The sequence below is a fragment of the Aquabacterium sp. genome (genome assembly GCF_044226965.1).
GTDB lineage: Bacteria > Pseudomonadota > Gammaproteobacteria > Burkholderiales > Burkholderiaceae_C > Pseudaquabacterium.
Window position 1 is genome coordinate 14,685 of sequence record NZ_JBGAGA010000046.1, and the last position, 24,240, is coordinate 38,924.

At 73.2% G+C, this 24,240-nt stretch carries 20 protein-coding genes; 11 read left to right on the forward strand and 9 right to left on the reverse strand.

From position 1 onward, the window contains the following. Nucleotides 1–39: 39 nt before the first annotated feature. Nucleotides 40–3,420, forward strand: a complete 3,381-nt coding sequence (locus tag ACILR4_RS19105; protein WP_395702461.1) for a tannase/feruloyl esterase family alpha/beta hydrolase — start codon at nt 40–42, stop codon at nt 3,418–3,420. Here ACILR4_RS19105 and ACILR4_RS19110 read toward each other — a convergent pair. Beyond that, complete coding sequence (locus tag ACILR4_RS19110; protein WP_395702462.1) at nt 3,407–4,408, reverse strand: LysR family transcriptional regulator; 1,002 nt, start codon at nt 4,406–4,408, stop codon at nt 3,407–3,409. The two genes, ACILR4_RS19105 and ACILR4_RS19110, sit on opposite strands and share 14 nt — an antisense overlap. Nucleotides 4,409–4,508: 100 nt before the next feature. On the opposite strand from ACILR4_RS19110, the gene ACILR4_RS19115 reads away from it, so the two are divergent. From ACILR4_RS19115 to ACILR4_RS19130, 4 genes are all read left to right on the forward strand, one after another. Further along, on the forward strand, nt 4,509–5,702 hold the full coding sequence (locus tag ACILR4_RS19115; protein WP_395702463.1) for a CaiB/BaiF CoA transferase family protein: 1,194 nt from the start codon (nt 4,509–4,511) through the stop codon (nt 5,700–5,702). A 66-nt stretch (nt 5,703–5,768) separates the two neighbouring features. Continuing rightward, entirely contained in the window at nt 5,769–6,743 is a 975-nt protein-coding gene (locus ACILR4_RS19120; RefSeq protein WP_395702464.1) for a Bug family tripartite tricarboxylate transporter substrate binding protein, read from the forward strand. After that, entirely contained in the window at nt 6,740–8,503 is a 1,764-nt protein-coding gene (locus tag ACILR4_RS19125) for a carboxylesterase/lipase family protein (RefSeq protein WP_395702465.1), read from the forward strand. Before ACILR4_RS19120 ends, ACILR4_RS19125 begins: the two co-directional genes overlap by 4 nt. 65 nt (nt 8,504–8,568) lie before the next feature. Further along, entirely contained in the window at nt 8,569–10,041 is a 1,473-nt protein-coding gene (locus tag ACILR4_RS19130) for an APC family permease (protein ID WP_395702466.1), read from the forward strand. A 16-nt stretch (nt 10,042–10,057) separates the two neighbouring features. Here ACILR4_RS19130 and ACILR4_RS19135 read toward each other — a convergent pair whose 3' ends face one another. The 6 genes from ACILR4_RS19135 to ACILR4_RS19160 form a co-directional block, all read right to left on the reverse strand. Next, nucleotides 10,058–12,025 carry an amidohydrolase gene (locus ACILR4_RS19135; RefSeq protein ID WP_395702467.1) on the reverse strand — a complete coding sequence of 656 codons (1,968 nt, stop codon included), beginning with the start codon at nt 12,023–12,025 and terminating at the stop codon, nt 10,058–10,060. Between the two features lie 89 nt (nt 12,026–12,114). Further along, nucleotides 12,115–13,101, reverse strand: a complete 987-nt coding sequence (locus tag ACILR4_RS19140; RefSeq protein ID WP_395702468.1) for a LuxR C-terminal-related transcriptional regulator — start codon at nt 13,099–13,101, stop codon at nt 12,115–12,117. 55 nt (nt 13,102–13,156) lie between these two features. Beyond that, entirely contained in the window at nt 13,157–14,332 is a 1,176-nt protein-coding gene (locus ACILR4_RS19145) for an acyl-CoA dehydrogenase family protein (protein WP_395702469.1), read from the reverse strand. A gap of 121 nt (nt 14,333–14,453) precedes the next feature. Continuing rightward, nucleotides 14,454–15,440, reverse strand: coding sequence for a Bug family tripartite tricarboxylate transporter substrate binding protein (locus ACILR4_RS19150; RefSeq protein ID WP_395702470.1), 987 nt, complete (start codon nt 15,438–15,440; stop codon nt 14,454–14,456). A 78-nt stretch (nt 15,441–15,518) separates the two neighbouring features. Continuing rightward, entirely contained in the window at nt 15,519–16,340 is an 822-nt protein-coding gene (locus ACILR4_RS19155) for a 3-keto-5-aminohexanoate cleavage protein (protein WP_395702471.1), read from the reverse strand. Beyond that, the gene (locus ACILR4_RS19160) at nt 16,337–17,284 is read right to left on the reverse strand and encodes a 3-hydroxyacyl-CoA dehydrogenase family protein (protein WP_395702472.1); all 948 of its coding nucleotides are present in this window, start codon (nt 17,282–17,284) and stop codon (nt 16,337–16,339) included. Before ACILR4_RS19160 ends, ACILR4_RS19155 begins: the two co-directional genes overlap by 4 nt. Nucleotides 17,285–17,351: 67 nt before the next feature. Between ACILR4_RS19160 and ACILR4_RS19165 the strand changes: the two genes are divergently transcribed. Continuing rightward, a complete protein-coding gene (locus ACILR4_RS19165; protein ID WP_395702473.1) occupies nt 17,352–18,302 on the forward strand; it encodes a LysR substrate-binding domain-containing protein in 951 nt (316 codons plus the stop codon). On the opposite strand, the gene ACILR4_RS19170 is transcribed toward ACILR4_RS19165, so the two are convergent. Further along, nucleotides 18,288–19,007, reverse strand: coding sequence for a Crp/Fnr family transcriptional regulator (locus tag ACILR4_RS19170; RefSeq protein ID WP_395702474.1), 720 nt, complete (start codon nt 19,005–19,007; stop codon nt 18,288–18,290). The genes ACILR4_RS19165 and ACILR4_RS19170 overlap by 15 nt on opposite strands. A gap of 117 nt (nt 19,008–19,124) precedes the next feature. Between ACILR4_RS19170 and ACILR4_RS19175 the strand changes: the two genes are divergently transcribed. From ACILR4_RS19175 to ACILR4_RS19195, 5 genes are read left to right on the forward strand one after another with little or no spacing between them, the layout of a single operon-like run. Then, nucleotides 19,125–19,964, forward strand: a complete 840-nt coding sequence (locus tag ACILR4_RS19175) for an SDR family NAD(P)-dependent oxidoreductase (protein ID WP_395702475.1) — start codon at nt 19,125–19,127, stop codon at nt 19,962–19,964. Further along, nucleotides 19,965–20,438, forward strand: a complete 474-nt coding sequence (locus ACILR4_RS19180) for a nuclear transport factor 2 family protein (RefSeq protein ID WP_395702476.1) — start codon at nt 19,965–19,967, stop codon at nt 20,436–20,438. After that, nucleotides 20,435–21,229, forward strand: a complete 795-nt coding sequence (locus ACILR4_RS19185; protein ID WP_395702477.1) for an SDR family NAD(P)-dependent oxidoreductase — start codon at nt 20,435–20,437, stop codon at nt 21,227–21,229. The genes ACILR4_RS19180 and ACILR4_RS19185 overlap by 4 nt, the downstream gene beginning before the upstream one ends. A gap of 32 nt (nt 21,230–21,261) precedes the next feature. Beyond that, the gene (locus ACILR4_RS19190; protein WP_395702478.1) at nt 21,262–21,579 is read left to right on the forward strand and encodes a putative quinol monooxygenase; all 318 of its coding nucleotides are present in this window, start codon (nt 21,262–21,264) and stop codon (nt 21,577–21,579) included. Next, nucleotides 21,579–22,367 (forward strand): Bug family tripartite tricarboxylate transporter substrate binding protein, encoded by a 789-nt coding sequence (locus tag ACILR4_RS19195; protein WP_395702479.1) that lies wholly within the window; start codon nt 21,579–21,581, stop codon nt 22,365–22,367. Before ACILR4_RS19190 ends, ACILR4_RS19195 begins: the two co-directional genes overlap by 1 nt. A gap of 20 nt (nt 22,368–22,387) precedes the next feature. Here ACILR4_RS19195 and ACILR4_RS19200 read toward each other — a convergent pair whose 3' ends face one another. Next, entirely contained in the window at nt 22,388–24,199 is a 1,812-nt protein-coding gene (locus tag ACILR4_RS19200; protein WP_395702480.1) for a response regulator, read from the reverse strand. Nucleotides 24,200–24,240: the final 41 nt, after the last annotated feature.

The window sequence follows — 24,240 nt, forward strand, 5'->3', positions numbered from 1 at the left end:
GCCCCGACGGGGCGCGCCCTGGACGGAACGAGGAGACCCATGACACACCCGAGACTCGATTGGCGAGGCGCGTCGGCGATCGCCCTGGCCACCCTGCTGGCCGGTTGTGGCGGCAGTGGCGAGACCGAGCCCCCACCCCCGGCGCCGCCCAGTGGCCCGGTGGCGCTGACCTGCGCGCAACTGGTCGGCCTGGCCATCCCTGCCACGGCGATCGGCCTGCCGACCACCGGCGGCACGGTGACCACGGCCACGCCGGTCGATGCCGCGGGCAGCGGCGCGAAGCTGGTACCCGAGCACTGCCTGGTCACGGCCACCATCGCGCCGGTGGACCCGGCCGCGCAGCCCATCACCTTCCGGCTCGCGCTGCCGACGGTGTGGAACAGGAAGGCGGTGATGTTCGGCGGCGGCGGCTTCGACGGCACGCTCCCCAACGTCACCGGCAACGTGCCGGCCGGCCCCGCCGACCAGACCGTGCCGATCGGCCGCGGCTACGCAGTGTTCGCCAGCAACGGCGGGCACGCCGCCGGCGCGCTGGGTTCGCTGGACGGCACGTTCCTGACGAACGAGGAGATGCTGCGCAACTGGGCCGGCGAGGCGCTGAAGAAGACGCGCGACGCGGCCACCTACCTGATCAAGGCCCGCTACGCCGTCGACAAGATCGACAAGGCCTACTTCGCCGGTGGCTCCACCGGCGGGCGCGAGGCCCTCGAGGTCGGCACCCGCTGGCCCGACGACTGGAACGGCATCATCGCCTGGTACCCGGCGTGGAAGCAGATGTCGGCCATCCTGGCCGGCCACCGCATGAACCGCGCGCTGGCCAAGCCCGGCGCCTACCCCAGCCCGGCCAAGCGCCTGCTGGTCTACAACGCCGCGCTGGCCGCCTGCGATGCCATGGACGGCCTGGCCGACGGCATCATCGCCAACCAGCAGCGCTGCAATGCCGCGTTCGACCCCGAGACCGCCACCGTCAACGGCACGCCGCTGCGCTGCCCCGACGGCGTGGACGCCGGCGACCACTGCCTGTCGGACGTGCAGATCGCCACGCTGAAGGCAATGAACGCATCGACCCGCTTCAACTTCACGCTGGCCAGCGGCGAAACGGGTTATCCCGGCTACAACGTGTGGGGCGCGGACCTGGGCATCACCAGCAACCCGAACCCGCTGGAGGCCACGGTCGCGTTCCTGAACCTCGCCACCTCGCAACCGGTGTTCCCGATGCCGGCCACCGCGCCCTACATCAGCCGGCAGACCGACGCGATCATCCGCTACGGCATCACCCGCGACATCGGCTTCGACTCGCTCTCGCTCGACCCCGAGAACCCCGGCCCCTGGGGCCCGCGCATCAGCGAGATCAGCACCCTGCTGGACGTGCCGGTGAACCTGGACGCCTTCGCCGCCAAGGGCGGCAAGCTGCTGCTCGCGCACGGCACGGCCGACGTGCTGGTGAGCTCGCGCGGCACCGAGGAGTACTACCAGCGCCTGCAGGCCCGCATGGGCCCGGCCGAGGTGGCCAAGTTCGTGCGCTTCTACCAGGCGCCGGGCTATGGCCATGCCGTCAGCACCAACTTCAACGTGGCCTGGGACTCGCTGACCACGCTGGAGAACTGGGCCGAGAAAGGCACTGCGCCGCCGCCGCAGGTGATGGCCGACACCGCCACCGGGGCCATCAGCCGCACGCGGCCGCTGTGCGACTACCCGAACTGGCCGCGCTACAACGGCACGGGCGACGTCAATGCCGCGGCCTCGTTCACCTGCGTGCCGTATGAGGATGTGCCGCCCACGCAGCGCGCCACGCACCTGGGCACGGTGATCGGCACCGACCAGTCGGCCACCAGCCGCACCTATGCGTGGAAGGGCATTCCCTTCGCGAAGGCACCGGTGGGCGAGTTGCGCTGGAAGGCCCCGGCCGAGCCCGAGGCGTGGACCACGCCGCGCTTCGCGCAGAGCTTCGGCAATGCCTGCTCATCGGCCGGCCGGCTGTACGGGCCGGGGCAGAACAACCAATACGACGCCACCATCGGCAGCACCCTGGGCAAGACGGTGGGCGCCGAGGACTGCCTGTACCTGAACATCTGGCGCCCGGCCAGCGCCGCCACGCAGCTGCCGGTGATCGTGTTCGTGCACGGCGGCAGCAACATCACCGGCTACACCGCCGACCCGGTGTACGACGGCGCCACCCTGGCACGCACCGCCAATGCCGTCGTCGTCACGGTGAACTACCGCCTCGGCCTGCTCGGCTTCTTCAACCTCGGGCAGTTGAAGAGCGGCAACGCGCTGGACGACTCGGGCAACTTCGCGATCCTGGACATCATCAAGGCGCTGCAGTTCGTCAACCGCAACGTCGCCAACTTCGGCGGCGACCCCGGCAACGTCACCTTGATGGGCCAGTCGGCCGGCGCGGTGAACGTGTTCGCGGTGATGACCTCGCCGCTGGTGGTGAGCGCCAAGCCCGCGCTGGTGCACAAGACGGTGCCGATCAGCGGCGCCATCTCGCTCGCGTCCGAGCTGCCGGCCGGCAGCATCGCTGCGCTGGCCCGCCCCTCCGATTTCCGCGGCCAGGCGGACTACTTCCTCGCGCAGCTGGTGATCGCCGACGGCCTGGCCGCCGACCTCACGGCGGCCAGCGCCTACGTCGCCTCGAAGACGCCGGCCGAGGTGGCCGCGTACCTCAGGAGCAAGAGCGCCGACACGATCTGGCAGACGGTGGTGAGCAAGCTCGCGCCGATCGGCGCCGGCGGCTCGGGCCCGATTCCCGAAGGCACGGTGGTGCCCACCAGCCCGATCTCGGCGATCAAGGCCGGCCAGTACGTGAAGGGCCCGGTGCTGCTGGGCAACACGCGCGACGAGGGCAAGCTGTTCCCGACGCTGCTGCCTGCCGTGGGCGGCATCAACGGCCGGCTGATCAACGACGCCGCCGTGTTCTCGATCGCCTTCAACTACAAGCCCGAGGGCCCGCCCACGACGACCGTCGAGCAGTGGATCCCGGCCAGCTACCTGCCCGCGACCACGCCGGGCACCGGCTGGAACGCGAAGACCGAGCAGGTCAACCAGATCTTCTTCGGCATCGGCCGCGACAAGGCCGCCGAAGCCCTGCTGACGCAGCAGCAGAACGTCTGGGCCTACCGCTTCGACTGGGACCAGCTGCCCGCGCCGTTCGACGTGATCTACGGTGCCGCGCATGCCTTCGACCTGCCCTTCGTGTTCGGCAACTTCGGGCCCTCGCTGTACGCGAACATCTCGTACACCTCGGCCAACCAGCCCGGCCGGCTGGCCCTGTCGGACGCGATGATGCGCAGCCTCGGCGCCTTCGCCCGCAGCGGCGACCCGAACAACGCCGCGCTGGGCGTGAACTGGCCCACCTGGCCGGCCACGCTGCGCTTCGACGCGACGCTAGGCGCCAAGGCGATCACGGTGCATTGAGACTGGCCGCGCGCGCGCCGGCCGCCTGCAGCGCGCGCACGAACTCCTGCAGCACCGGCGTGGCGGCGGCATCGCCGCGCCGGGTGTAGAGACCCAGCGGCGGCAGCGGCACCGCGGGCTTCAGTGCCAGCCGCCGCAAGCCGCCGCGTGCGACCTCGTCGCGCGCATGCTCGTGGCGCACCGCGCCCACCAGGGCCGGGTCCAGCCGCAGCAGCGTGCCGATGGTGACCGAGGACATGGTCTCGATCACCGGCTCCGGCGGCTCCTCCCCCTGGTCCAGGAAGGCCGACATGAAGGCCTGGCGCACCAGCGTGCCCTTCGGCGGCGCGACCCAGGCCGCCGTGCGCAGCTGGGGCCAGCCCAGGCCGCGCCGGCGGCACAGCGGGTGGCCCTCGGCCGCGAGCACGCACAGCGCGTCGGGCAGCAGCAGCTGCGACTGCAGCGAACGCAGCAGGCTGCTCGACAGCAGCTCGGGCGTGAGCGCGCCGAACACGCAATCGAGGTCGCCTTCCAGCAGCCGCTGCACCAGCTCGCCCACGCGGCCCTCGTGCAGGTGCACCGCCGCGCCGGGCATGCGCTGGCGCAGCCGCACCACCGCCGCCGGCACCGCCGCCGTCACCGAGAAGGTGCCCACGCGCAGCACCGCGCTGCGCCCGCCGCGGATGGCCTCGACCTCGCTGCCGGCATGCGCCAGCTCGTTCAGCGCCACGCGCGCCCGGTGCACCGCGGCGATGCCCGCCGCGCTGGGCTGCACGCCCTGGCGGCTTCGCTCGAACAGGCGCGCGCCGAGGGCCCCCTCGGCCTCCCGCAGCATCTTGCTGATGGCCGGCTGGCTCAGGTGCAGCCGTGCGGCGGCCGCGCGCATCGTGCCGGTCTCGGCCAGCGCCACCAGCAGGTCCAGGTGCCGCAGGCGCAGCCGGCGCACCAGGAAGTCGAAGCCCTTGCTCATCGGTGCACCGCCCTTGCTTCCATCACGAATGGTGATCACGTCATCAGCATTCTCGACTTTTCTGGCATCGCCACATGACCTATCTTGCGCAGCAGCGCGCCACCCCGAGCCGCAGCCCCCACCGGAGACAACGCCGCCCATGCCCCCCACCGCCACGGCCCTGCCGCTCGCCGGCCTGCGCGTGATCGACCTCGGCCAGTACATCGCCGGCCCCGGCGCCGCGCTCGCGCTGGCCGAGCTGGGCGCGGAGGTGGTCAAGATCGAGCCGCTCGCCGGCGACCAGGCCCGTCACATCGGACGTTATGGCCAGGCGATGGTCCGCGCCTACAACCGCGGCAAGCGCTCGATCGGGCTGGACCTGAAGAGCGACCCCGGCCGCGAGGCCGCGCTGAGGCTGATGGCCGGGGCCGACGTGGTGGTGCAGAACCTGCGGCCTGGCGCGGCCGACAAGCTCGGGCTCGGCCCGAGGGCGGTGCGCGCGCGCTACCCGCGCATCGTGTACCTCTCGATCGCGGGCTTCGCCAGCCAGGGCCCGTCGCGCGAGCGCCCGGGCTACGACATCGCGGCCCAGGCCGAGAGCGGGCTGATGTCGGTGACCGGCGAGCCGGACCGCCCCCCGCAGCGCGTGGGCGTGCCCATCATCGATGCCGCGGCGGCGCAGCTCGGCGCGCAGGCGGTGCTGGCGGCCCTGTACGGCCGCAAGAAGAGCGGCACCGGCGCCGCCGTCGAGACCTCGCTGTTCGAGGTGGCCATGCACCTGCAGGCGGCCACCTGGGCCGACTACCTCGGCGGCGCCGAGGAGCCCGCCCGCGTGGGCGACGGCCAGCCCTTCAATGCGCCGGCGGCCGAGCTGGTGCCCACGCGTGACGGCCACATCGTGGTCTCGGCCTATGCGCAGGACCACTGGCAGCGCCTGTGCCGGCTGCTCGGCCGCGAGGACCTGGTGGCCGACCCGCGCTTCGCCACCAACGCGCTGCGCGTGGCCAACCGCCCGGCGCTGCGCGCGGTGCTGCGCGAGTGCCTGTCCGGCCGCAGCAGCGACGACTGCGTGCAGCTGCTGTCCGGCCAGCAGATCGTGGCCGGTGCAGTCAGGCGTTATTCGCAGGTGCTGGCCGGCCCGGAGCTGGCCGCCAGCGGCCTCGTCGTCGAGGCCACCGGCGCCGACGGCGTGCACTACCGCGCGCTCGGCCGGCCCTACCGCATCGACGGCGCGCCGCAGCCGGTGCTGCGCGCCGCGCCGGCCTGCGGCGCCGACGGCGACGCGCTGCTGGCCGAGGCCGGCTATGCCGCCGCCGAGATCGACGGCCTGCGCCGGGCCGGCGTGCTGGCCTGACGCCCCGCGACGCCGCCGCACACCCCAGCGCAGCCCCTCCTCCACCGCCCGACCCGGAGACCCGCCATGCCCATCACCCGCCGCCACCTGCTCGGGGCCAGCCTCGGCCCGCTCGGCCTGCTCGCGCCGCCGGCGCGTGCCGAGGCCTGGCCCGCGCGCCCGCTCAGCCTGATCTCGCCCTACGGCGCCGGCGGCTCGAACGACATCCTCACGCGGCTGCTCGCCGAGGCACTGGCGGCGCGGCTGGGCCAGAACGTGGTGGTCGAGAACAAGGCCGGCGCGGGCACGCGCATCGCCAACGAGTTCGTCGCCCGCGCCGCACCCGACGGCTACACGGTGCTGCATGCCGCCGCGCCGATCGCCATCGGCGAGGCGCTCTACCCCAAGCTGCCGTACGACGCGAGGAAGAGCTTCGAGCCGGTGACGCGCACCGCCATCGCCCCGCTGTTCCTGGTGGTGAACGCGAGCGCGCCGTACAAGACGGTGGCCGAGTTCGTGGCCTACGCCAAGTCCAACCCCAAGGGGCTGACGTTTGGCTCGCCCGGCGCCGGATCGGCCCCGCACCTGACGGCCGAACTGCTGCTGCGCGCGGCCGGCGTCCAGGGCGTCGTGGTGCAGTACCGCGGCGACGCGCCGGCCTACAACGAGCTGCTGGCCGGCCGCATCGACGGCACGCTCACCGCCCTCTCCACCGCGCTGCCGCACGTGCAGGCCGGCAAGCTGCGCGTGCTGGCCGTCGCCAACGAGGACCGCACGCCGCTGCAGCCACAGACGCCGACCTTCCGCGAAGCGGGCCTGGCCGGCGTGGTGGGCTACGGCTGGTACGGCCTGATGGTGCCGGCCGGCACCCCGGCCGCGGTGGTGCAGCGCCTGGCCAGCGAGACCCAGGCCGTGCTGGCACGACCGGACATCCGGCAGAAGGCCGAGGCCCTGGGGCTGCAGCTGCGCGGCAGCACCGGGCCGGAGTTCGCCGCCTTCATCGACAGCGAGACACGCAAATGGGCCCAGATCATCAAGGCCGCCAACATCACCCCCGAATGAGCCGCGCCCTGGAGCCCTTCGCGGTCCGCTGGGCGCGCGCCTGCGCGCTCGGCCTGGCCGTGCTGGCCGGCGCCTGCGCCGGACCGGCCACCACACCGCAGCCACCGATGCAACGCGACACCCGCTGGGGCCCGGTGCTGGGCCAGGACGACACGCAGGCCAGCGGCACCTGGCACTGGAAGGGCGTGCCCTTCGCACGGCCGCCGGTCGGCGAGCTGCGCTGGCAGGCGCCGCAGGACCCGCTGCCCTGGCAGGCGCCGCGCCAGGCCACCGCGTTCGCGCCGGCCTGCGTGCAGACCGGCCGGCTCTACGGCCCGGGCCTGAACAACCGCTACGACGAGACCATCGGCCGCACGCTGGGCCAGACCGTGGGCGCCGAGGACTGCCTTTACCTCAACATCTGGACCCCGGCCTCGCGGCCCGCGGCCCCGCGACCGGTGATCGTGTTCGTGCATGGCGGCAGCAACATCACCGGCTACACCGCCGACCCGGTGTACGACGGCGCCGCGCTCGCGCGCAGCCAGGACGCGGTGGTCGTCTCGGTGAACTACCGGCTGGGCATCTTCGGGTTCCTGAACCTCGCGGCCCTGAAGACCGGCCAGCGCGAGGCCGACTCGGGCAACTTCGCGCTGCTGGACATCGTGAAGGCGCTCGAGTTCGTGGCCGCCGACATCCACCACTTCGGCGGCGACCCGCAGCGCGTGACGCTGATGGGCCAGTCGGCCGGCGCGGTGAACGTCTACGCGCTGCTGGCCTCGCCGATGCTGGTGGCGCGCAGCCGGCCGCTCTTCCACCGCCTGGTGGCGCTGAGTGGCGGCATTTCCAGCGCCGCCACGCTGCCCAAGGGCGCCATCCCGGGCGTGCTGCCGGCCCCGGTGTGGGCCGCCCGCGGCGAAGCGCTGCTGCTCGAAGCGCTGGTGGCCGCAGGCCTGGCACCGGACCTCGACGCCGCGCGCCGCCACGTGGCCACGCACGATGCTGCCGCGCTCGCGGCCTGGCTGCGCGGCCGCAGTGCCGACACCCTGCTGGCGCTGGTGCGCACCCGCCTGGCCGCGCGCGGGATGGCCGCCTCGAATCCCATTCCCGACGGCTGGGTGCTGCCGCCCGACCCGATCGCGGCGATCCGCGCCGGGCAGCATGTCGCGGTGCCGGTGCTGGCCGGCCATGCGCGCGACGAGACCAAGCTGTTCCCGCAGCTGTTCGCGCTGCGGCCGGACCTGGGCGGGGTCAGCGGCCGGCGGCTGGACGACGCGGCGGTGTTCGCGCTGGCCTCGCGCTACGACCCCGAGGCCGCGCCGCAGACCCGCCTCGAGGACTGGATCCCCGCCGCCTACCTGCCCACCGACGCGCCGGGCACCGGCTTCGATGCCCGCGCCGCCGCGCTCGACCGGCTGTGGTTCACCGCGATCCGCGACGACGTGCTGAACGCGCTGCAGACGCGCCGGCAGCCGGTGTGGGCCTACGAGTTCGCCTGGGACCGCCTGCCGCCGCCGTTCGACCGCCTCTTCGGCGCCGCGCACACCTTCGACCTGCCCTTCGTGTTCGGCAACTTCGGCCCTTCGCTGTACGCCAACATCTCGTTCACGCGGGCCAACCGGCCCGGCCGGCTGGCCCTGTCGGACGCGATGATGCGCAGCCTCGGCGCCTTCGCCCGCACCGGCGACCCGAACAACGCCGCGCTGGGCGTGGGCTGGCCCGGCTGGCCGGCCACGCTGCGATTCGACGCGACGCTGGACGCCAAGGCGATCACGGTGCACTGAGGCGCGCGCGCCCGGCGCTAGCATGCGCCGGCGCGGCATGTGCCGACGCGCCGGACGCCGAGGCCTTGACACCGATTCCCCCACCCCCGCCTTCCACGCAGCTGGCCCGCGCCGCGGTGGGCTTTCCCACCGCGCTGGCCACCGCGGTGGGCCTGGTGATGGCCAGTCCGGTGATGCTGACGGCCAGCAGCGGCGTCTCGCTGGGCGGCCGGCTGTTCTTCGTCGCGATGCTGGTCGCCGCCGCGCTGATGGCGCTGCAGGCCAGCACCTTCGCCGAAGCCGCCACGCTGCTGCCGACCGCCGGCTCGGTCTACGACTTCATCGCCTGCGGGCTCGGGCGCGTGGCCGCGATCACCGGCACCTTGTCGACCTACCTGCTGGTGCACACCTTCGCCGGCACCGCCGAGACGGTGCTGGCCGGCGTGATGGCCACGGTGCACTTCGAGTCGCTGCACGCGCTGCTGGTGGCGCACCAGGCCACCTGGGTCGTCGGCGTCGCACTGGTGCTCGGCTTCGCGGTGCTGAACTTCTTCGGCATCCAGCTGTTCGCGCGGGTCGAGATCGTCGTCACCGCGGCGATGTGGCTGACGCTGATGGTGTTCGGCATCGGCGCGCTGCTGCTGCCGCCGGCCGCCGGCGCGCCGCCCGGGCTGGGCGCTTCGCGCATCGGCGACGACCCGGCCGCGGCCTTCTCGCTGGTGGGCATGGCGCTGTTCATGTTCCTGGGGCTGGAGTTCGTGACGCCGCTGGCGCCGTCGATGCGCGCGCCGCAGCGCTGGATTCCGCGCGCGATGGTCCTCGGCCTGTTCGGCGTGCTGCTGTGCACCGGGCTGTGGGCGCTGGCACTGCTGCGGCAGGTGCCCGACCGGCCCATCGGCGACGGCACGCTGCGCCTGCTGGAGACACCGCAGGCCGTGCCGCTGCTGGCCAGCGCGGTGCTCGGCGCGCCGGGCCGCGTGTGGCTGGGCCTCGCGTTCCTGCTGGCCGGCGCGGCGACCATCAACACGCTGATGGCCGCGCTGCCGCGGCTGCTGTACGGCATGGCGCTGGACGGTGCGCTGCCGCGCGCCTTCGCCTGGCTGCACCCGCGCTACCGCACGCCGGTGCTGGGCATCGTGGTGTCCGCGGCGATCCCGATCGTCGGCGCCATCGCGGTGCAGGGCGAGGTCACGCGCATCATGCCGCTGGTGCTGGCGGGCGTGTGCGCGTGGTCGGGGTCCTACCTGCTGGTCAACCTGTCGATCGCGATGCTGCGCTGGCGCCGGCCGGACCTGGCGCGGCCGTTCCGCAGCCCGTGGTTCCCGCTGCCGCAACTGCTGGCCTCGGCCGGCATCGTGGCCGCGCTGGCCGACATCGCCCCACCGACGATGTCCCCGGCCGCCATCTACGGCCCGTTCGCCGCGGTGCTGGTGCTGAGCTTCGTCTATGCACTGGCCTGGACCGTGGGGGTGCGGCGGCAAGCGCCGTTCGCGCCGGTGCCGGTCGAGCAGGTGCTCGAACGCGCAGGGGCACCGGCCGCGCCGCGCGACACGGCCTGATCCGCCGCCGGCGGCGTCAGTGGTTGTGGCCGTCGCCGTTGCCTTTGCCGTGCGGCGCGCCGGGCACCTGGGACGGGATGGCATGGCCGGCGAAGCCGCGCGGGCTCAGCACGCGGGCCCGGGCATTGAGCGCCGCGCGCTGCGGCGCCAGCGCGCCGGCCAGGCCGTCGAGCGCGGACACCACCTGGCCGCCGACCATGGTCAGCAGCACGCGGTTGCGGCCGAGCTCGGCGTCGGGCACGGTGAGGAAGTCGCGCTCGAGCACGATCAGGTCGGCGAACTTGCCGTTCTCGAGGCTGCCGATCTCCTTCTCCAGCCGCAGCTGCTGCGCGGCGTTGACGGTGATCGCGGCCAGCACGTCGTCGCGCGACAACGCGGGGTCGGCGTTGATCGGCCCTTCGAACACCGGCGCCAGGCTGGCCGCGCTGTGCGGGTTGGCCGGGTCGCCCGAGCGCGTGACGCCGACCTTCAAGGCCAGGAAGGTGTCGAACGGATCGATCGGCCAGTCGCTGCCGTGCACGATGCGCGCACCGGCGCGCCGCAGGCTGCCCGAGGGCTCCATGCGCGCGAAGCGATCGACGCCGAGGTGGTGCTCGGTGTCGCCGATCGAGTACGGCGCACGCTGGCCCCACTGGAACGACATCGTGGCCATCACGTCCAGCGCGGCGAAGCGCGGGTAGTCGGCCACCGCGACGGTCTCGTCATGCGCGATCGCCGGCCGGAAGTCCGCGCCGGGCCGCTGCTGCCGCGTGGCCGCCACCGCGTCGAGCGCGGTGCGCACCGCGCGGTCGCCGGTGGCGTGCAGGTGCATGTCGAGCCCGGCATCCACCGTCGCGAGCATCAGCGCCTGCAGCGACGCGGGCGTGTAGTACAGCTGGCCGAGGTTGCTGCCCGGCACCCACTGCGGCGTTGCCTCGGTGCCGGCGTTCTGCAGGTAGGGCGTGAGCAGGGCCCCGGTGTCGGCCGGCGCGTTGACGACGCCGTCGACGAACACCTTGACCACCCGGGCCCGCACGCCCGGCGCCGGGACCGGCGCGCCGGCATCGGCCTGCGCGGCCAGCGCCTTGGCCTGGGCGATCTCGTCGGCCGGCGCGGTGTTGGCATGCTCGGCGTCGAGGTTGATCGCGAGGTTGACGCGGGCCGTCAGTTCGCCGCGCTCGCGCAGCGCCTTGAACACGCGCAGGTGCGGTTCGCCGGCCGCGGCGTCCATGAAGCTGGTGATGCCCTGCTCGCGCAGCGCGGCAAGCGCGGCGCGGCCCTGCTTCAGCTGGTCGGCCTCGCTGTCCGGCGGGATCGCGGCCTTCAGCTGGAAGCCGGCCGCGTCCTCGCAGATGCCGCTGGGCGCGCCGCCGGCCTCGCGCAGGAACTTGCCGCCGGCCGGGTCGGGCGTGGCGGCGGTGATGCCGGCCAGCGCGAAGGCGCGCGAGTTCGCGAGCACCGAATGGAAGTCCGACGAGGTGACGGCGATGGGCCGCGTCGTTTTCAGGTTATCGAGCAGGGCCCGGGTCGGGTCGGCGTCGAGTGCGGCGGTCGACTGGCGGTCCCAGTTCACCGCTTCGAGCCAGGTGTCGGCGCCGGCCTCGGGCGTGGCGTCCAGGCAGGCCTGCAGCTTCTGCGCGAGCTGCGGGCGCGTCAGCGGCGCATAGGCCAGGTCGCACAGCAGCAGCGCGCGGCCGCCGGCCAGCGCATGCAGGTGGGCATCGACGAAGCCCGGCATCAGCATGCGGCCGCCGAGCTCGATCACTTTCGTGCCCGGGCCGATGCGCTGCGCGGCATCGGCGTCCGAGCCGACGAACGCGATGCGCCCGGCGCGCACCGCCACCGCCTGCGCCATGCGGCGCTGGCCGTCCATCGTGACGACCTTGCCGCCGCGCAGCACGATGTCCGCCGGCTCGACGCTGTCGCCACCGCCGCAGCCGCCGACGATGCCGGCCGTCGCCACGGCCACCGCGAGCAGCGCGCCGCTCGACTTTCTGATCCTCATCATGGTCTCCTCCGACTTCACCCGACAGGGGTGGGCCGAAGGTAGCCGCCGGCGGGCCGCGCGACCCTCTGCAAATGCGGACGGGGGGGTCAGCCGCCGGGCCGGCGCGGCGCCTGGCCGGCCAGCGCGCGGCCGAGGGCCACCTTGTCGGACACGCCCAGCCGCAGGTAGGCCTCGCGCAGGTAGGTGCGCACGGTGGTCGGCGCCAGCCCGGTGGTGCGTGCTATCTCCTTGTGCGAGCGGCCATCGGCATAGAGCAGCGCCACGCTCATCTCGCGCGGCGGCAGCGGCGCGGCGCGGCGGCGCGGCGTCAGGCTCAGCAGCACCAGCTCGCCGCAGGGCTGCGCCGCGAGCCGCTGCGCGCCCAGCTTCAGCGTGGCCGGCGCGCCGCGCGCGGCCCGGGCCAGCTCGGTCGGCAGGCGGGTGCCGTCCCAGTGCGCGAAGCGCTCGCGCAGCATCAGCGCCAGGCGTGCGCCGACGTAGACGAAATCGCCCGCCGCATCGACCAGGCCATGCGCCTCGCCCGGCGTGCCGTCGCCGTCGACCAGTGCCGCGATGCGTGCGCTCCAGCGCTGCATCAGGTGCGCGCTGAACTGATCGAACAGCACGCGGTGCGCCGGCTCGAAGGGCGGCGACGCGCGGTGCCGGTACAGCGAGATGAACTGCAGCAGCCCGCTGCCCGCCAGCGAGCGGGTGATCGCCATCACGTGGTAGAGGTCGTGGCGGCGCGAGAAGGCCTCGACCGCCGGCTCCGGATCGGCATAGCCCACCGCGCAGACCACCGTGTCGAGCCGCTGCATCGATTCGTTCGCGAAGCGGTCGGCCGCGCTGATGCGGTTCCATTCACGCGCGAAGTCGGCGCTGAGCTGGATGCGGCCGCTGAGCCAGTTGCGCGGCGCCAGGCCATCCATGCCGCCGGAGCTCTCGCCCCACCAGGCGGCGTCGAAGGGCACCAGGCTGCGCAGCCCGGCCAGGCCTTCGCTCATCAGCCGCGAGGGCGAGACATCGGCCGGCAGGCCGTCCAGCGCGAGCAGCCGCGCGCTGAAGGCTTCGAGCGTCTGCCGGCCGATCTGCATCGGCTTCAGTGTAGGCGTCGCGAATGCGGGCGCCGCGCGCCCGGCGCAGCGTCGTTCAGCGCGGTGGGCGGGCCTGCTGCTCGCGCAGCAGCTCGCGGGCGATGATCAGCTGCTGCACTTCGGTGGCGCCTTCGTAGATGCGCAGCGCGCGGATGTCGCGGTACAGCTGCTCCACCGGCACGCCGCTGACCACGCCCAGGCCGCCCCACATCTGCAGCGCCGCGTCGATCACCTGCTGGGCGCCTTCGGTGGCGGCCATCTTGGCCATCGCCGCCTCGCGGGTCACGCCGTGGCCGCGGTCGCGCTGCCAGGCGGCGCGGTAGGTCAGCAGCGCCGCCGAATCGATGGTGGTCGCCATCTGCGCCAGCTTGGCCTGGGTGATCTGGAAGTCGGCCAGCGTGCTGCCGAACATCTGGCGCGTGGTGGCCCGCTGCAGGCCTTCCGCGAGCGCCCGGCGCGCGAAGCCCAGCGCCGCGGCGGCCACCGAGGTGCGGAACACGTCGAGCGTGCGCATCGCCAGCTTGAAGCCCTCGCCGGCCGGACCGATCCGCTGGCTGGCCTTGACGCGGCAGCGGTCGAAGCGCAGGCGGGCCAGCGGGTGCGGCGCGATGAGGGCGATGCGCTCGGCGATCTGCAGGCCCGGCGTGTCGGCATCGACGATGAACGCGCTGATGCCCCGCGCGCCCGGCGCTTCGCCGGTGCGGGCGAACACCACGTAGAAGTCGGCGATGCCGCCGTTGGAGATCCAGGTCTTCTGCCCTTGCAGCAGGTAGTCGTCGCCGTCGCGCAGTGCCTCGCAGGCCATCGACGCGACGTCGGAGCCGGAGTCGGGTTCGGACAGCGCGAACGCGGCGATGGCCTGGCCCGCGGCCACGCGCGGCAGGTAGGCGGCCTTCTGATCCGGCGTGCCGCCGAGGCTGATGGCGCCCGAGCCCAGGCCCTGCATCGCGAACGCGAAGTCCGCCAGCGCGTCGTGGTGGGCCAGGGTCTCGCGCAGCAGGCAGATCGAGCGCGTGTCGATGGTGTCGGCGGCGCCGCCGTAGGCCTGGCCGGCCACCGCATGGGCCAGCCAGCCCGCGGCGCCGAGCTGGCGCACCAGCGTGCGGCAGTGGTCGTCGACGTCCTGCGCGGCATGGTCACCCAGGTGGGCTTGGGCCCAGTCCTGCAGCGCGCGGGCCAGCGCGGCATGGCGGGATTCGAAGAACGGCCACGCGAGGTGCTCGAGGTTCATGATGCGCTCCGGGGTCGGCCGCGGGCGGCGGCGCTGTCGCCGCATTAAATTTAGACTTAAAGTATTTAGGTGTCAATCAAATGCCGCCTGACCCCTGGCGGCAAGGGCCCGCCGCGCTGCATCAATCCGCCGTGACGCCGGCCTCGCGCACCACGCGGCCCAGGCGCACGGATTCCGTGCGGACCAGTCGGCCGAAGTCTTCCGGCGTCCCGGCGACCACCGGCGTGCCGATCTCTTCCCACTTCTTGCGGAAGGCCGGGTCCTTGAAGATGTCCAGGAAAGTCGCGTTGAGCTTGGCGATGATCGGCGCCGGCGTGCCGGCCCGCACCGCCACGCCGTGCCAGGCGGTGGTCTCGAAGTTCGGGAGGCCGGCTTCGGCCATGGTCGGCACGTTGGGCAGCGCCGGGCTGCGCTTGGCCGAGGTCACCGCGATCGGCTTGAGCTTGCCGGCCTGGATGTGCGGCAGCGAGCTGCCGAGGATGTCGAACATCACCTTCACCTGGCCACCGAGCACGTCGTTGAGCGCCGGGCCGGCGCCGCGGTAGGGCACATGCATCAGCGGCACGCCGGCGGCGCGCGCGAACAGCTCGCCCGCCAGGTGCTGCGGCGTGCCGTTGCCGGCCGAGGCATAGCTGAACGGCTCCTTCTGCCCCTTCGCCGCTGCGATGAAGTCCTTGAGCGTCGCGGCGTTCACTGAAGGGTGCGTTTCGAGCACCAGCGGAAAGGCCGACAGCTGCACCACCGGCGCCAGGTCGCTCAGCGCATTGAAGGACATCGAGCGGTACAGCGTGGCATTGACGGCCATCGGCCCGCTGGCGGCCAGCAGCAGGGTCTGGCCATCGGCCGGTGCCTGCTTGGCGACCTCCGCGCTGCCGAGGTTGCCGCCGGCGCCGCTCTTGTTGTCGACGACGACCGGTACGCCCAGGCGCTTCTGCAGTTCGGGCTGCAGCAGCCGTGCCATCAGGTCGGTCGGCCCGCCCGGCGGGTACGGCACCACGAAGCGCACCGGGCCGTTCGGATAGCCGGCCTGCGCCTGCGCGGCGCCGCCGGCGCAGAGGCCGGCAGCCAGGGCCAGCAGGGTCATCAGCGATTGGCGGCGGTCGAGCATGGGGAGTCTCCTGGTGGGGGTGGACGGTCGCCGCCCGGCGGCGCCGCGGTTCGGGAAGGGCATCGGGGCAGCCGCGACTCAGCGGCCGAAACGGGCGCGGATCTGCGCGGCGGTGGCCAGCGGCCGACCCAACGCCGCGGCCACGTCGGCCGCCTGCCGCACCAATGCCGCGTTATCGGGCGCCAGGCTGCCGTCGCGCAGCCGCAGGTTGTTCTCGAAGCCCACGCGCGCATGGCCACCGAAAGCCGCCGCCGCGGCGACGCAGGTGTGCTCGGTCGGCCCGAACGCGCACACGGCCCAGGGCTCGGCGCCCTGGTGCGCTGCCAGGAAGGGCAGCAGGTCGCGTGGATCGGAGGTCTGCCCGGCGCTGTAGCGGCCCAGCACAAACAGCAGGAACCACGGCGCATCGGGCACCGTGCCGGCGGCACGCAGGGCCTGCCAGCGGCGCAGGTCCGCCTCGTCGTAGAGGATGACCTGGGTCATCGTGCGCGCGCGCGCCAGCGCGCCGAAGAAGTCGGCCAGGCCCGCCTCGCCGATCTCCGGCTGGTCGATCTCGCGCAGGCCGACCGACAGCGCCTCCGGCTGCAGTTCGCGCACCATCGCGATCTGCTGCGGCGCGCGGTAGACGCGGGCCGCTTCCGAGGTGACCTGCAGCACCATCGCGTCGCCCACCGCGGCGCGCAGCACCCGCAGCGCTTCGCGGTAGCCGGCCACGTCCAGGCTGTGGCGGCCGGCGTCGTCGCGGATGTGCAGGTGGAGCATCGCCGCGCCGGCCTCGAGGCAGGCCTTCGCGGTGATCGCCAGCGCCTGCGGGGTCAACGGCAGGGCCGGATGATCGGCCGCCTGCTTGTAGGCGCCGTTCGGGGCGACGGTGAGGATCAACGGTTCGGGTGGGCTCATGATGCGGTGGCAGGGGGCGGCAGTTCGTCGCGCAGCAGGTCCAGGCCGGCGCGCAGCAGACGGTCGTAGCGGGCGCGCTCGGCATCGCGGCGCTCGGCGGGCCATTCACTGAAGCCGGCACCGCTCTTCATGCCATGGCGCCCGGCCGCCACCTGCGCGCGCAGCACCGCGGCGGGTTCGCCGGCATTGCACAGGCTCGGGTAGATGGTGGCCGCGGCGGCGCAGTGGATGTCCAGGCCGGCATGGTCGCGCTGCAGGATCGGCCCGGCCGCCAGGAAGCGGAAGCCGAAGCCGAAGCGCACGGCGGCGTCGATGTCCTCGGCACTGGCGACGCCCTCGTCGAGCAGCGCGAAGGCCTCGCGGGCCAGCGCGTGCTGCAGCCGGTTGGCCAGGAAGCCGGGCCGGTCCTTGCGCACCAGCACCGGCACGCTGCCGCAGCGGCGCATCGCGTCCATCAGCGAGCGGGCCAACGCCTCGTCGCTGTCCGGACCGAGCACCACCTCGACCAGCGGTACCAGGTGGGCCGGCATGAAGAAGTGCAGCCCGAGCATGCGCCCGCGCGTGGGCAGGCCGTCGGCAATGCGGCTGATCGGCAGGCCGGAGCTGTTGCTGGCCAGCACGGCACCGCGCGGCGCCAGCGCGGCGAGCCGGGCGAACAGCTGCTGCTTCGGCGCGAGCTGCTCGACGATGCATTCGACGACCAGCCCCACGTCGGTCCAGTCGACATCGTCGAGCGCTGCCGCCGTCCGCAAGGCGCCGGGGCGCGAGGCCTGGCCGGCCGCCGCGAGTTGTGCCGCCACGTAGCCGGGCAGCCGCTCGCGGCGCGCCGCATCGGGCTCGACGATGGTGACGCCGGCGCCGCCGCGCGCGAAGACCACCGCGACGTCGGCCCCCATCGTGCCGCCGCCCACCACCAGCACCTGCGCGAGAAGTCGATTGGTCATGGCCCAAAGTCTAGGAACGGCCATCGATAGGGTCCAGTCGCATTTCCCGATGAATTGATAATCCAGCATGATCAATTGGTCCCTCCGCGAGATCGAGGTCTTCATCGCGCTGGCCGAGACGCTGAGCTTTCGCCGCACGGCCGAGCGCATGCACCTGTCGCAGCCGGCGGTGTCGGGCGTGGTGGCGCGGCTGGAGGCCGGCTTCGGCGCAGCGCTGTTCGAGCGCAGCACGCGCGCGGTGCAGCTCACCGACGCCGGGCAGGCGCTGCTGGCGCACGCACGCGGGCTGAACGCGCAGGCCCGCGCCGCGACGGCCGCGGTGCGCGACGTCGTCGAGCTGCGCCAGGGCCGCGTGCGCGTGGCGGCCCTGCCTTCGCTGGCCGCCACCGTCGTGCCGGTGGTCTTCGCCCGCTTCGCGGCGCGCCATCCGGGGGTGCGGCTGGACCTGCTGGACACCTTGTCGGCGGTGTCCTTCGAGCTCGTGCGCTCGGGCGAGGTGGACTTCGCGCTCACCGCCGAGAACCCCGCCTATGCCGACCTGTCCTACGTCGCGCTGGCCAGCGATCCGTTCGTGCTGCTGCTGGGCGCGGATCACGCGCTCGCGCGCGGCCGCGGCCCGCTGCGCTGGGCCGAGGTGGCCGACCTGACGCACATCTCGATGCCGGCGGCCACCAGCGTGCGCCAGTACGCCGATGCCACGCTGCTGCAGCTGGGCCGGCGCTTCGAGCCGCGCTACGAAGTGGAGCACCTGGCGTCGATCGACGCGATGGTGGCGGCGGGCCTGGGCGTTGCGGCCCTGCCCGCGCTGGCCGCGCTGGTGGCCCGCGGCGCCGGCGTGGTGCAGCGGCCGCTGGCCGAGCCGGTCGTGCGCCGCCCGATCGGGCTGGTCACGCTGCAGGGCCGGCGCCTGTCGACCGCGGCGCAGGCGGTGGCCGACCTGCTGCGCAGCGAGGTGCTGCGCCGGCTGCACCGGCCGCGCGCGGTGCGCGGCAGCGCGCAGGCCTCAAGCCGTGCGTGAAGGCGCGGCGGCGTTGCTGCCGCAGGCCTGCAGCAGCAGCGCCGCGTCGCGCACCTCGATCACGCCGTAGTGCAGCGCGACGGCGCCCTGCTGCGCCAGCTCGCGCAGCGACTTGTTCACGCTGGAGCGGCTGGTGCCCAGCATGCGCGCCAGCTGCTCCTGCGACAGGCGCAGCTGCGCACGCGGCGCATCGCGGCGCCAGCCCCAGCCCAGGCTGGCCAGGCGCAGCCGGCGCGCCACGCGCTCGGTCATCGGGCTGCGTATCTCCAGGTCGAAGATCTGGAAGGCGATGCGCAGCTTGCCGGCCGCGAGCCGCGCCATCTCGCGCCAGTGCTGCGGATGCGCCTCCAGCCAGGCCAGCAGCGGTGCCCGCGCCACGCACCAGACCAGCGAATCGGTGTCGGCCACCGCATCGTGCGAACGCGGCAGGCCGTCGATCAGCGTCAGCTCGCCGAACCAGTGGCAGGGCTCCAGCACCAGCAGCACCGGGGCTTCGTCCTGCGGGTCCAGCGCCTGCACGCTGATCGATCCGCCCAGCACGGCGTACAAGCCGCCGTCGGCCGAACCCTGGCGGAACAGGTGCTCGCCGGCCTGCAGGCGGCGCTCGCGCCCATGCGCGATCAAGGCGTCCTGCAGCGCTTCGCTGCAGCCGCGAAACCAGTCGTGGGTGCGGAGCCGATGCCGCAGTTCCTCGGCGTTGAGCATGTCGCGATTCCCGGGTGCCTGGGGCCGGATTGTGGTGCGGGTTGACGAGCAGGCCGGCCGACATCGAACGTCCGATTTCAGACAGTCGCCGCGGCGCGGTGTTCCTAGCATCGGCCGATGGTCGAACACACAGGTCCCCAGGTCGCGGTCGTCACCGGCGCGGGCAGCGGCATCGGGCGCGAGCTGGCCCTGGCCTGCGCGCGCCGCGGCATGGCCGTCGTCGGTGCCGACATCGAGCGGCCGGCGCTGGACGAGACCGCGGCGATGCTGCGCGCGCTGGGCGTGCGCTGCCATGTGCAGCACTGCGACGTCACGCAAGCCGACGAGCTCGAGCGCCTGGCCCAGGCCTGCGACGACCTGTTCGGCGGTGCCGACTGGCTGTTCAACAACGCCGGCGTGGCCACGCTCGGCCCGGTGTGGGCCGCGACGCCTGCCGACTGGGCCTGGGTGCTGGGCGTCAACCTGATCGGCGTGGCCAACGGCGTGCGCGCCTTCGTGCCGCGGATGCTGGCGCGCGGCACGAAGGCACAGGTGATCAACACGGCCTCGGCCGCGGGGCTCGCGACGCTGGCGGGCTCGGGCGTGTACTGCGCGTCCAAGCATGCGGTGGTCGCGCTGTCGGAATGCCTGGCGCACGACCTGGCGGCCCTCCAGGCGCCGATCGGCGTGACGGTGCTGTGCCCCTCGCTGCTGCCCAGCCGCATCGGCGAGGCCGCGCGCAACCGCCCGGCCGCGCTGGCCGATGCCGCGGCCCAGCCGCCGTCCGCGCAGCAGCGCGTGCGTGCCGGCATGGCGGGCTCGCCCATCAGCGCCCGCGATGCGGCCGAGCAGACGCTGCAGGCCATCGACGCCGGCCGCTTCTACGTTGTGCCGCATGCACAGACCGGCGCCTCGGTGAAGAAGCGCCTGTCGGCCATCCTGGCCGACTTCCATCACACCCACCCGGAGCCCCTCTGAATGGCCGAGACCTCGATCGAACAACGCCTGCTGGTGCTGGAAAGCATCGAAGCCATCCGTGAACTGCGTTGCCGCTACCACGAGCTGGTCAACGAAGACCAGGGCCCGCGGCTGCACGAGCTGTTCGCGCCCGACGCCACCATCGCCTACGGCGGCCGGCCCGAAGTGCACGGGCGCGTGGCGATCCGCGACTTCTTCGCCACCTTCCCGGTGCAGCATGCGCGCCAGTTCGTGCACAACCACGTCGTGCACACCGACGGCCGCACCGGCCGCGGCTACAGCTACCTGGACGGCCGGCCGGTGAAGGACGGCAAGAGCTGGTACGTCGTCGGCCGCTTCGACGACGAGTACGTGCGCCTCGACGGTGCCTGGCTCTTCCAGCGCGTCGTGCTCACGGTGCACTACATGATCGAGCCCGGCCAGGGCTGGGACGCTCACTTGCCGCGTCAGGTGCCGGCGCAAGGCCAGCGGTGAGCGCGCTCTCGCTGTTCGACCTGGGCGGCCAGACCGCCGTGGTCACCGGCGCGGCCAGCGGCCTCGGCCTGGCCATCGCCGAGGCGATGCTCGATGCCGGCGCGAACCTGGTGATGAGCGACGTCGACGGCCCGCAGCTGGCCGCCGCCATCGAAGGACTGCGGCCGCGCGCCCGCGGTGCGCTGCACGGTGTGGTGACCGACGTGGCCGATGCTGCCCAGGTCGACGCGCTGATCGACACCGCGCTGCAGCGGCACGGCGCCATCGACGCGGTGTTCGCCAACGCCGGCATCAGCGCCGGCCGCGGCTTCGCCGTCGAAACGGGCCAGCTCGAGCACGTCGACCTCGCGGCCTGGCACCGCGTGCTGGCCATCAACCTGGACGGCGTTCTGGCGACGCTGCGCGCCGCCGCGAAGCCGATGAAGGCGCGGCGCAGCGGCCGCATCGTCGTCACCTCGTCGATCGCCGGGCTGCGCGCCGAAGCGATGTCGGGCTACGCCTATGTGGCCTCGAAGGCCGCCGTCAACAACCTGGTGCGGCAGGCCGCGGTGGAACTGGCGCCGCACAACGTGCGGGTCAATGCCATCGCGCCCGGCCCGTTCGCCACCGGCATCAACGGCGGGCGGCTGCGCCTGCCCGAGGTTGCAGAGCGCATGAAGACCTACATTCCGCTCGGCCGCATCGCCGACACCACCGAGATCCAGGGCCTGGCGCTGCTGCTCGCCTCGCACGCCTCGAGCTACATGACCGGCGCCGTGATCCCGGTGGACGGCGGCGCCAGCGCGCGCTGAGCCCTGCCCTAGCCCCCAAAAGGAGACAACCCATGATCATCGTCCTCGGCAGCGTCGTCGCCCGCGACGACACCCGCGCCGACGTGCTGCGCCTGAGCCAGGCGCATGTCGCCCGCTCGTTGCAGGAACCCGGCTGCCTGCACCATGCGGTGATGCCCGACCTGGCCGACCCGAACCGGCTGGTCTTCGTCGAACGCTGGGCGAGCGCCGAGGACCTGTTCCGCCACTTCGCGGTGCCGGCGTCGATCGACTTCGCGCGGGCGATGGCGGCGCTGGCGGCCGCGGCACCGGAGATCAAGCTCTACGAGGCGCGCGAACTGCCGCTGCCACCCGCCCTGGGAGGCCGCTGATGGATCGCCGCCGCTTCGCGATGCTGGCCGGCGCGCTGGGCGCGGAATCGGTGGCGCGCGCCGCGCCCGACGGCTACACGCCGCTGATCGGCACCCAGGGCACGCAGGGCACCAACAGCGCGCTGTACAAGAACATCCGCTACGACCCGGTGAAGGACTTCGTCGCGGTGCACGGCCTGCTGGGCAATGCCAACGTGCTGGTGGTGAACCCGGCCACGCAGTGGCGCGACGTGAAGGCGCTGGTCGAGCGCGGCAGGGCCGAACCCGGCAAGATCAGCTTCGGCTCCGGCGGCAGCGGCACCGCCGGCCACCTGTGCCTGGAGCTGCTGCAGACCACCACCGGCGCCCGCTTCACCCACATCCCGTACAAGTCCACCTCCGCGGCGCTGGTCGACCTGATGGCCGGCAACATCGAGGCGCTGTTCGACTTCGCGATCACGTCCGGGCCGCACATCAAGAGCGGCAAGGTCGTGCCGCTGGCGGTGACCAGCGCGAAGCGCCTGGCCCCGCTGCCCGAGGTGCCGACGATGGCCGAAGCCGGCTTCGGCGCGGTGGATGCGCTGAGCTGGGGCGGCGTCTTCGTGCCGGCCCGCACGCCACCGGCGATCGTCAAGCGCCTGTCGGACGCGCTCGATGCGGTGATGAAGACGCCCGAGGTGAAAGCCACGCTCGACGCCGCCGGCAGCTTCCCGATGGACATGCCGCACGAGACCTTCCAGCCCTTCGTCGCCCGCGAGGCGGACAAGTGGGCCGAGGTGATCCGCCGGTCCGGCGCAAAGCTCGAGTAAGGGTCGCCGGCCGCGCGGGCTCAGTGCGCGCCCTGGGTCGGCTCGATCCACTGCAGGCCGAGTGCCTGGCCGACGTGGGCCTGCAGCGTCTGCAGCGACACGGGTTTGGTCAGGACCACCTGGACGCCGGCCTGCAGGCAGGCGGCGCGGTGCTCGGCGGAGGTCGAGGCGGTGACCGCGATCACCGGCACCGCGACCAGTTCGGCATCGCGCCGCAATCGGCGCATGGCCTCCACGCCGTCCAGCACCGGCATCACGGTCTCCATCACGATGAGGTCCGGGCGGAAGGTCTTCGCCGTCACCAGCATCCGGCTGCAGTCGCTCGCCTGCGCCACCTCGAATCCGGCGTGGGCGAGGAAGTCGCTCATCAGCGCGCGGCTCGCCGCGTCGTCGTCGACCACCAGGACCCGCCGCAGCGGCCCCGCGTAGCGCGAGACACCGGTCACCGGAAGCGACGCGTCCTGCGCGGGCTGCACCACCGGCAAGGGCAGCTCCACCCGGAAGCGGGTGCCGCGGCCCAGCGCGCTGCTGACCTGCACCTGCCCGCCCATGTCCTTCACCAGGGCCCGCGTGATCGCCAGGCCCAGCCCGGTGCCGCCGCGCCGGCTCGCGGCGTCACCCACCTGCTCGAAGGGCTGGAAGATGCGTTCCAGGTCATCGGGCCGGATGCCGACACCGGTGTCTTCGACCTCCAGGCGCAGCAACACCTGCGACGGGCTCTGCGACGCGGCAGACACGCGCAGCGTGACCGTGCCCCGGTCGGTGAACTTGATCGCATTGCCCAGCAGGTTCAGCAGCAGCTGGCGCAGCCGGCGCTCGTCCGCCAGCACCGACCGGGGAAGCCCTGTCGCGGCGTCGAACACCAGGGTCAGTCCCTTTTCCTCGGCCTTCACGAGCATCAGCTCGCAGGCCGCCTGCACGAAGGTGGGCAGGGGCAGCGCCACCGGGTTCAGCGCGGCGCGGCCGGCCTCGATGCGCGCGAGGTCGAGGATGTCGTTGACCAGCGAGAGCAGGTGCTGCCCGCTCTGGTGGATGGTGTTCAGGCCGCGCTCCTGCCGCGGGCTCAGGCCGCCATTCATCGTCAGCAGCTGGGCGTAGCCGAGCACGGCATTCAGCGGCTCGCGCAACTCGTGGCTCATGCTCGCCAGGAACTCGCTCTTCGCGCGGTTGGCCGCCTCGGCGACATGCCGGGCGGCGCGCTCGGCCTGCAGCAGCTCGTGTTCGGATCCCGCGGGCCCGGACGGCAGGCCGTCCTGCGGGTCCCGCTGCGACAGGAAGCTTCGCACCTGCTCTTCGACCAGCGCTGCGCTCAGGCCCAGCGCCCGCGCGATCTCTGCATAGGCACCGCGCTGGGCGATGAAGCGCAGCACGCCGATCTCCGCCGGCATCAGGCCCGCGTCCGCCGCCTGCACGGCGAGTTCGGACGAACCTTCCGAGGGCAGCACCGGGCGGCCGTCGTGCGCGCCGCGGATGGCTTCGAGCAGTTCCCGGTGCAGCGCGTTCTTCAGCAGGTAGCCGCGCGCACCGGCCCGCAGCGCCTGTTCCGCCTGGGCGTCGCCGGCATAGGTCGTGAGCACGAGGATCGGTGCCTGCGGGAACTCGGCGCGGATTGCGCTGATCGCATCGAGCCCGTTCATCCCGGGCATCTGCAGGTCCATCAGCGTCACGTCCGGGCGGTGCGCGCGGAACTGCTCGATCGCTTCGCGCCCGTTCGATGCCTCGGCCACCAGCGCCATGTCCGGCTCCACGCCCAGCAAGGCGGCGATGCCCTGGCGCACGATCGGATGGTCGTCGACGCAGAGAACCTTGATGGGGATCAACGCTTCGGTCATGGGCCGCTTCTCGCGGGACGAGAAGCGCCTACTGTACGCCG

What these genes read in the sequence shown, in the direction of transcription:
- ACILR4_RS19105 (WP_395702461.1), top strand. Translation starts at nt 40, where the DNA reads ATGACACACCCGAGACTCGATTGGCGAGGCGCGTCGGCGATCGCCCTG.
- ACILR4_RS19115 (WP_395702463.1), top strand. Translation starts at nt 4,509, where the DNA reads ATGCCCCCCACCGCCACGGCCCTGCCGCTCGCCGGCCTGCGCGTGATC.
- ACILR4_RS19120 (WP_395702464.1), top strand. Translation starts at nt 5,769, where the DNA reads ATGCCCATCACCCGCCGCCACCTGCTCGGGGCCAGCCTCGGCCCGCTC.
- ACILR4_RS19125 (WP_395702465.1), top strand. Translation starts at nt 6,740, where the DNA reads ATGAGCCGCGCCCTGGAGCCCTTCGCGGTCCGCTGGGCGCGCGCCTGC.
- ACILR4_RS19135 (WP_395702467.1), bottom strand. Translation starts at nt 12,025, where the DNA reads ATGAGGATCAGAAAGTCGAGCGGCGCGCTGCTCGCGGTGGCCGTGGCG.
- ACILR4_RS19140 (WP_395702468.1), bottom strand. Translation starts at nt 13,101, where the DNA reads ATGCAGATCGGCCGGCAGACGCTCGAAGCCTTCAGCGCGCGGCTGCTC.
- ACILR4_RS19145 (WP_395702469.1), bottom strand. Translation starts at nt 14,332, where the DNA reads ATGAACCTCGAGCACCTCGCGTGGCCGTTCTTCGAATCCCGCCATGCC.
- ACILR4_RS19150 (WP_395702470.1), bottom strand. Translation starts at nt 15,440, where the DNA reads ATGCTCGACCGCCGCCAATCGCTGATGACCCTGCTGGCCCTGGCTGCC.
- ACILR4_RS19155 (WP_395702471.1), bottom strand. Translation starts at nt 16,340, where the DNA reads ATGAGCCCACCCGAACCGTTGATCCTCACCGTCGCCCCGAACGGCGCC.
- ACILR4_RS19160 (WP_395702472.1), bottom strand. Translation starts at nt 17,284, where the DNA reads ATGACCAATCGACTTCTCGCGCAGGTGCTGGTGGTGGGCGGCGGCACG.
- ACILR4_RS19165 (WP_395702473.1), top strand. Translation starts at nt 17,352, where the DNA reads ATGATCAATTGGTCCCTCCGCGAGATCGAGGTCTTCATCGCGCTGGCC.
- ACILR4_RS19170 (WP_395702474.1), bottom strand. Translation starts at nt 19,007, where the DNA reads ATGCTCAACGCCGAGGAACTGCGGCATCGGCTCCGCACCCACGACTGG.
- ACILR4_RS19175 (WP_395702475.1), top strand. Translation starts at nt 19,125, where the DNA reads ATGGTCGAACACACAGGTCCCCAGGTCGCGGTCGTCACCGGCGCGGGC.
- ACILR4_RS19180 (WP_395702476.1), top strand. Translation starts at nt 19,965, where the DNA reads ATGGCCGAGACCTCGATCGAACAACGCCTGCTGGTGCTGGAAAGCATC.
- ACILR4_RS19190 (WP_395702478.1), top strand. Translation starts at nt 21,262, where the DNA reads ATGATCATCGTCCTCGGCAGCGTCGTCGCCCGCGACGACACCCGCGCC.
- ACILR4_RS19195 (WP_395702479.1), top strand. Translation starts at nt 21,579, where the DNA reads ATGGATCGCCGCCGCTTCGCGATGCTGGCCGGCGCGCTGGGCGCGGAA.
- ACILR4_RS19200 (WP_395702480.1), bottom strand. Translation starts at nt 24,199, where the DNA reads ATGACCGAAGCGTTGATCCCCATCAAGGTTCTCTGCGTCGACGACCAT.